The 7,157-nt window shown below is 46.8% G+C and carries 9 protein-coding genes; 7 read left to right on the top strand and 2 right to left on the bottom strand.

Going from position 1 to position 7,157, the window contains the following annotated elements:
• Positions 1 to 62: 62 nt before the first annotated feature.
• Together AC4E7D_RS09540 and AC4E7D_RS09535 are read right to left on the bottom strand one after the other, a co-directional pair.
• The gene (locus AC4E7D_RS09540) at positions 63 to 641 is read right to left on the bottom strand and encodes a YceI family protein (protein ID WP_490173570.1); all 579 of its coding nucleotides are present in this window, start codon (positions 639 to 641) and stop codon (positions 63 to 65) included.
• Positions 642 to 670: 29 nt separating this feature from the next.
• Entirely contained in the window at positions 671 to 1,117 is a 447-nt protein-coding gene (locus AC4E7D_RS09535) for a MarR family winged helix-turn-helix transcriptional regulator (RefSeq protein ID WP_490173569.1), read from the bottom strand.
• A gap of 174 nt (positions 1,118 to 1,291) precedes the next feature.
• Here AC4E7D_RS09535 and AC4E7D_RS09530 point away from each other — a divergent pair, with 174 nt between their 5' ends.
• The 7 genes from AC4E7D_RS09530 to AC4E7D_RS09500 form a co-directional block, all read left to right on the top strand.
• On the top strand, positions 1,292 to 1,603 hold the full coding sequence (locus AC4E7D_RS09530) for a rhodanese-like domain-containing protein (protein ID WP_490173568.1): 312 nt from the start codon (positions 1,292 to 1,294) through the stop codon (positions 1,601 to 1,603).
• 57 nt (positions 1,604 to 1,660) lie between these two features.
• Positions 1,661 to 2,941 (top strand): DUF2851 family protein, encoded by a 1,281-nt coding sequence (locus AC4E7D_RS09525; protein ID WP_490173567.1) that lies wholly within the window; start codon positions 1,661 to 1,663, stop codon positions 2,939 to 2,941.
• A gap of 12 nt (positions 2,942 to 2,953) precedes the next feature.
• Complete coding sequence (locus tag AC4E7D_RS09520; RefSeq protein WP_490173566.1) at positions 2,954 to 3,181, top strand: PspC domain-containing protein; 228 nt, start codon at positions 2,954 to 2,956, stop codon at positions 3,179 to 3,181.
• 2 nt (positions 3,182 to 3,183) lie between these two features.
• A complete protein-coding gene (locus AC4E7D_RS09515) occupies positions 3,184 to 4,188 on the top strand; it encodes a potassium channel family protein (RefSeq protein ID WP_490173565.1) in 1,005 nt (334 codons plus the stop codon).
• Between the two features lie 87 nt (positions 4,189 to 4,275).
• Positions 4,276 to 5,889, top strand: coding sequence for an alanine/glycine:cation symporter family protein (locus tag AC4E7D_RS09510; protein WP_490173564.1), 1,614 nt, complete (start codon positions 4,276 to 4,278; stop codon positions 5,887 to 5,889).
• Positions 5,890 to 5,960: 71 nt separating this feature from the next.
• Positions 5,961 to 6,752 carry a ComEA family DNA-binding protein gene (locus tag AC4E7D_RS09505; protein WP_490173563.1) on the top strand — a complete coding sequence of 264 codons (792 nt, stop codon included), beginning with the start codon at positions 5,961 to 5,963 and terminating at the stop codon, positions 6,750 to 6,752.
• Between the two features lie 12 nt (positions 6,753 to 6,764).
• Positions 6,765 to 7,157 (top strand): acyl-CoA dehydrogenase family protein (locus tag AC4E7D_RS09500; protein ID WP_490173562.1); only part of this gene is annotated, 393 nt, incomplete at its 3' end.

The raw sequence follows: 7,157 nt of genomic DNA, 5'->3' as shown, positions 1-7,157 counted from the left end.
AATCAAAATCAAAAAACCCCGACGCCTCAGCCGTCGGGGTTAGATCTGTTAGGTCTTTTCGCCTAGAATTGCAGGTCAACGACAAGGTCAAACTCGTCATAAATGGTCTTGTCGCCCAGGTTGTCAAAGAAGCTGCCTGATCCGTAACGTACGTCGTACTCGGAACGGTCTACCTTCATTGTAGCCGTAGCTTTGCTGCCATAGACAGATACATCAAAGGTTACAGGCTTGGTGATTCCTTTGATGGTGAGGTTACCTGTTACCTCATAGGAATTCTTTCCTGTGGCTGTTACATTAGTAAAGACTAGTTTTGAGGTTGGATGGCTTTCCACACCAAAGAAATCGTCAGATTTCAGGTGGCCTTCTAATTTCCCTTTGTACTCGCCTTCGAGGTCAGTAGAGATAAGCGAAGTCATATCAACCACAAATTCTCCTCCGGTAAGTTTGTCATTGTCAAAAGACAGGGACCCGCTTTGCAGGTTAATGGTCCCGGTGTGGGACCCGGTTACCTTATATCCTTTCCAGGTGACTGTGCTTTCGGCTGTTTTTACCTCCTTGGTAACTTCTTCAACAGGATTCGCAGCTGTCGTAGCCGTTCCGATTACTATGGCAAATGCCAGGTTCAATAGATTTCTTTTCATGATTTTGTTTTAAGTGATTTATAGGTGTATTAAAATTTATCCAGTAATAAATTGAGTGCTTCCATTTCTTTATTATCCAACTGCCTCACAAGCTGTTCTTCTGTTTCGGTAATGACTTTATCCATATGCTTCAGGGCTTTCCTGCCTTCATCTGTAATGCTGATCTCTACTTTCCTGCGATTAGACGGGCAGGTAATACGGTCTACATAGCCCTTAGACATGAGCTTATCTACCAGCCTTGTGGTATTGCTCATTTTGGAAACCATGCGTTCGTTAAGGGTGCTGAGGTTAGCAGGCTTACCCTGTTGCCCCCGCAATATCCTCAATACGTTAAACTGCTGCAGCGACACCCCAAAAGGTTTCAAGGCAGCTGTGAGCGCCTCGTTCATCTTGTTGTTGACTAAAAAGAAATGAATGATGGTGCGTTGTACCAACGGCATTTTTTTGTCGGTTTTTATGATTTCTTCAACATTCATGTATTTACAACAATTGTATGTACAAATGTATAAGAATTTTGGAATGCTCTTACAAGCTCGCACGCTAAAATTTTGTTAAACCTTCGAAATCGGGTGTCGGGGGCTTAAGGATCACCGGGCAGTGTTAGCAGGAGTTTGTATATTCGCCGCCAAATTCAAGATGTAGCAATGATCATGGCAGATTTAAACCAGACAGACTGGACTTCAGGACTGAATGAAGATACGGAAGCCCTAGTGTTAGATGTCCGTACCCCGGAAGAGTTTGAAGGAGGTTATATCCCTGAGGCCATTAATATCAACATATATGAAGGTCAGGGATTTCTTGACGCCCTGAACAAGCTAGACAAGTCTAAGAACTATTACGTCTATTGCCGTTCAGGAAACCGAAGTCGTCAGGCATGTGCCTTGATGAAGAACATGGGTTTCGCCAATGCCTACAACCTCGAAGGGGGTATTATTGAATGGCAGGGAGAAATCCGGCAGTAAATATCTCATAGTTATCCCCTGCTTGTGCGCTGCATGTTCACCCGCTAGATTGGGTGAATGAAGGAGCAGGATCTACACCATCTATGGAAATGGCGGAAACTGCCCATCAACGGTTTGCAAACCACCGATGGAGAACCTCTTGCCATTCTGTATCCCGGTTCCCTGAACTCTTTATCGGGCCCTGATTTTCTCAACGCTCGGATCCGTATAGGGGAAACCCACTGGGTGGGCCATGTGGAGCTCCACCTCAAGTCTTCAGATTGGTATGCACACGGTCACCAGGGGGACCCCAATTATCAGAATGTTATACTTCACGTGGTATGGGACCACAACAGGGAGGTCCTCGCTACCCATGGTCTGCCAATTCCAACCCTGCAACTCAGGGATTACGTCTCGGAGACCTTTACTATAGGGGCAGGCCAGGGCCAGTTTGCTTTGGAACACCTGTTTCTGAAATGCGAGCGTGACCTTATCCAGGTACCTCTTCCCCTTACAAAAGAGTGGTTAGTGGAATTGTACTTCAAAAGGCTCCTGGAGCAGACGAAGCGGATAGCGGTTTGTTTAGAGGAAAACCAAAACAACTGGGAACAGGTCTTCTTTCTTTTCCTCCTGAAGAATTTTGGGCTCAACCACAATGCGGCCGCTTTTTTTAGCCTAGGTCAACATATTGATTTTGCTGTGGTGCAGAAGATCAGGCAGCGGGCAGATCTTCTGGAGTGCTTGTTCCTGGGCATGAGCGGCCTGCTTGATAAAGTAGGGCAACCGGATGCCTACACGTTGTGGTTGTGTTCGGAATTCGATTACCTCAAGCGAAAATTTTCACTGAACCCAACAGGAATTCACCTGCCTGAATTCTGCCGGCTCCGGCCCTCCAATTTTCCTACCATCCGTCTCTCTCAACTGGCGGTGCTGATGAGTTCACGCCCGCGTCTCTTCGGGCACCTCATGGAGATGTCTCAGAGGGAACAGATACATAATTGTTTATCGGTTGCGGCACGTCCCTATTGGGATACCCATTATACCCTGGCCAGGCTTGCAAAAAGAAGGCCTAAACACCTTAGTGGGAGATTCAAAGATTTGCTCATCCTCAATACGGTTATCCCCTTCCAATATCTGTACGGCAGGGCCCAGGGCAAGGATCGCTGGCGGCAAATCACACTGCTCCTCCAAAGCATTCCGGCGGAGCGGAACCGGATCACACAACGTTATAGCCAATCTGGCATGGCGGCCAGAGATGCAGGGGAGAGCCAGGCCTTACTTCATTTATTCAACACCTATTGCCGAAAAAACCGATGCCTGGAATGCAGGATAGGGCGGTATTTATTGAAAGGAATATAGTATTTTTAATCCGTGAATATTTTCTATAGCATACTCTATTATTTTCAGAAGCGGGGCTTTGAAGTGAGTCGGAGGATTGCTGAACGGCTTGGTATCCGGACACGTGTAGTACGTACAACCTTTATCTACCTTACCTTTGTTACATTGGGTTTTGGCTTCGCGCTTTACCTGTTCCTGGCCTTTTGGCTTAGGATAAAGGACTTGGTGTATACAAAACGAACCTCAGTATTCGACCTGTAGCTATGTTACGACTCTTCCGTTCCAAAATTTACATTGCCCTTATCCTGATGTCCGCCGTGCTCATAGCCGGTGTCCTCGGATATCGCTATATATCCAATTACGAATGGCTGGACGCCCTGTATATGACGGTGATCACGGTAACTACGGTGGGCTTTATGGAAGTTCGGCCGCTGGATGCTGAGTCCAAGGTATTTACAGTGCTTCTGATAACCAGTAGTGTTTTTATTTTTGCCTATGCCATCTCTGTGGTCACGGAGTATATCCTCAGTAAAAATTCCCTGCAACTCTTAAAGAAGAAGAAAGTGAAAAACAAAATCAAGAGTCTCAACAAGCACGTCATTGTATGTGGTTATGGAAGAAACGGCATGCAGGCCGCAGAACGTTTAAAGGCCTACAAAATGCCTTTTGTAGTTATTGAAAGTGACGAGAAAATTATTGAGAAACATGAAGACGATGCCCTTTTTATAAATGGTGACGCCAATGAGGATGATGTACTAATAGAAGCCGGGGTGCAACATGCCAAATACCTTATTGTTACCCTTCCTGATGATGCTGCCAACCTCTTTGTAGTATTGTCTGCTCGTCAATTAAACAACAACTTATTTATCATAAGCAGGGCCTCCCAGGTTACTTCCCAGAAAAAACTTACCCTTGCCGGAGCCAATAGTGTGATCATGCCCGACAAAATCGGGGGAGACCATATGGCTTCCCTGGTTGTCAACCCAGACCTGATCACCTTCATGGACAAACTGTCCACGGAAGGGGAAGATACCAACCTGGAAGAAGTGCCCATAGAAGACTTTGCCGACCAGATGGATTGTACATCGCTTCGCGACCTGGATTTACGCCGGCGTACAGGCTGCACTATAATTGGTTACATTGATCCCAATGGCCAATATATAATAAATCCGGAGGCCGATCTGAAAATGGAGCCCAAGAGTAAAGTAATTGTACTCGGTCGTCCTGAGCAGATCAGAAAACTCAACGAGATGTTCCATATTGGCTAAGCGTATTTGGGCTAATATTTGATTGTGTAGCTATTTTTTAGGATATTGCCGCCCTACAAACCAATTCTATTTCCAAAACAAATCACTATGAAGGAGAAGTTTCTCACTTTTATCACCATATGTTTACCTTTTATATCCATTGCCCAGGAAAGTTCTGAAATGGGCCTTGATGAGCGTATTAACGCCTGGTTCGAGCCCATCACTGCGGTCTGGGAGGGGATCGTTTTCTGGCAGGTCCCGGGAACGGGTATTCCCCTTATTGTGATCATCTTGGTTTTAGGAGCCACGTTCTTCACCTTGTATTTTGGCTTTGTGAACATAAGAAGGTTTCCGCTTGCCATCAATGTGGTACGTGGTAAGTACGATGCTGTGGAATCCCCGGAAGGCCACGGGGTGGAAAAGGCTGAGGTAAATATCGTGGACGGAGATCTGCCCGATACAATTCGCGATGAGAGCAAGCAGGGGGAGGTAAGCCATTTCCAGGCCCTTGCCACGGCCGTATCCGGTACAGTGGGCCTTGGTAATATCGCTGGTGTGGCCCTGGCAATTGCCATAGGGGGGCCCGGAGCAACGTTCTGGATGATCATATGCGGATTGCTCAGTATGTCCACAAAATTTGTGGAATGTACCCTTGGGGTGAAATACCGGGATGTGGATGAGAACGGAACAGTATACGGAGGCCCTATGTATTATTTGTCGCGTGGTCTTACAGAGCGCGGTTTCACCGGTCTGGGTAAAGCCCTTGCCGTTGTATTTTCAATATTGTGTGTGGGCGCATCATTTGGTGGGGGTAATGCCGTGCAATCCAACCAGGCGGCAGAACAGCTGGCAGCCATGTTTAATTTACAAGGAGGATCTACCGGGTTCATTATCGGGATGATCCTGGCCTTTGTTGTAGGTGTTGTGATCATAGGGGGGATCAAGCGTATCGCTTCGGTAACAGAAAAGATCGTTCCTTTTATGGCAGTCATCTACGCCCTGGCCTGTATTATCGTCATCGTAGCGAATTTCAGCTATATAGACGACGCATTTATGTTGATAATTAAAGGGGCGTTTACTCCGGAAGCCGGATTAGGTGGACTCTTTGGCGTCCTGATCATTGGGTTCAGGCGGGCCGTTTTTTCCAATGAAGCAGGTGCAGGATCCGCTGCCATAGCGCACTCCGCTGTTCGGACAAAATATCCCGCAAGTGAGGGAATCGTTGCACTGCTGGAACCTTTCATTGACACAGTCGTTATTTGCACTATGACAGCTCTAGTAATTATTTTTTACAACAGTGGTGGCGTCTTCGAATATGGAGGTGATGGGGCCGGAAACGTGCTTGTAAATGGTGAATCCATTGGTGGGGTTAACCTGACGTCCATGGCCTTTGAATCTGTTTTACCGTGGTTCCCGTATGTGCTGACATTAGCTGTTGTGCTCTTTGCTATTTCCACGATGATATCCTGGTCCTATTACGGCCTACAATCCTGGAAGTTCCTTTTTGGAAGGGGCAAGACGGCTGATCTCGTGTATAAAATTCTCTTTATTGTATTTGTAGTAATTGGCGCATCTGCGTCCATGGGTGCAGTGTTTGCATTCTCAGATGCCATGATATTGGCCCTGGTATTCCCCAACATGCTAGGATTGATGTTCCTGTTCCCGAAAGTTAGGGAGGAAATGTCCAAATACCTGCAGGCCATCAAAAACACCGTTAAATAAGAAGAAATTACAGACATAGGGAATCCCACTGGCGTTTCAACAGACAGGAACGCAGTGGGATTTTCTTTTTGTTGCTGGTATTGCTGCTCTTTCAGGGGGTCCGTTACCTCCTGTTAACCCTACCTCCTAAAGGGGCAGATGAGTCGCTTCGCGCTACACCACGCGCATTGATCTGGGTGGATTCCCTAAGGGGAATAGCGCAAACTGAGGAGTACAATTATTTGTACAATCCGAATACCCTGGACGATTACCAGGGGTATATGCTGGGGCTTCGTCCGAAAGAAATAGACTGCCTCCTTATCCATCGTATCCAGGGTCATAGAATAAAGAACAGGAAAGATTTCCAACGCGTCACAGGAATATCGGAGGCTATGATGCAGCAGATATCTCCCCGGTTGCGCTTTGAAACACAGCGACCTTACAAAAGAAAAGACCCGTCAGGAAAGAGAACTATTGCCGAGCCTGTGGTTAAAGACCTGAATGCCGCAAGTGCAACCGACTTACGGGCCATACGGGGTGTTGGTCCTGTACTTGGTGAACGTATCGTCAAATTCCGAGATCGGTTCAATGGCTTCCAGGTCAACGCACAGCTGTATCATGTCTACGGACTTGACACTGCCGTTGCTGACCGTATTCTGGAACGCTACCGGGTACTGCACCTACCTGAGGTCAAAACGATAGATATAAACCGGGCAACTGTAGAAGAACTGACCGAACTGGTTTACTTCAACTGGGCATTGGCAAGGCGGATTATTGCCTACCGAGAACGTCATGGCCCCTTTCAAAACCTCGATGAATTAACAAAAATTCAAGATTTCCCCAAGGATAAGATTGATCAAATTAAACTATATTTGTCGCTGTAAAAAATTGCTACTATGATTACTGGTACAATGTCCTTAACGGGTTTCGAATACTCTGAAACCCAACGCATGGTGGCGACATCTGCCCATGATTTCGCTGCCCAATTCATCGCCCCCCACGTAATGGAATGGGATGAGGCTCAGACCTTCCCGGTAGAGCTTTTTAAAAAAGCCGGAAAAATGGGATTTATGGGTATTCTGGTTCCGGAATCACTCGGTGGATCTGGCCTTGGCTACCATGAATACGTTGCCATCATTGAAGAGATATCTAAAATAGACCCCTCCATAGGGCTTTCGATAGCGGCACACAATTCTTTGTGTACCAATCACCTGCTGATGTTCGGGAGTGTTGAGCAAAAGGAAAAGTGGATACCCAAATTGGCTACTGGTGAGTGGATTGGCGCCTGG

The sequence above is a fragment of the Lentiprolixibacter sp. genome, from assembly GCF_982873095.1.
The sequence above is the reverse complement of the archived record's forward strand: the minus strand, read 5'-3'. Positions and strand labels throughout refer to the sequence as shown.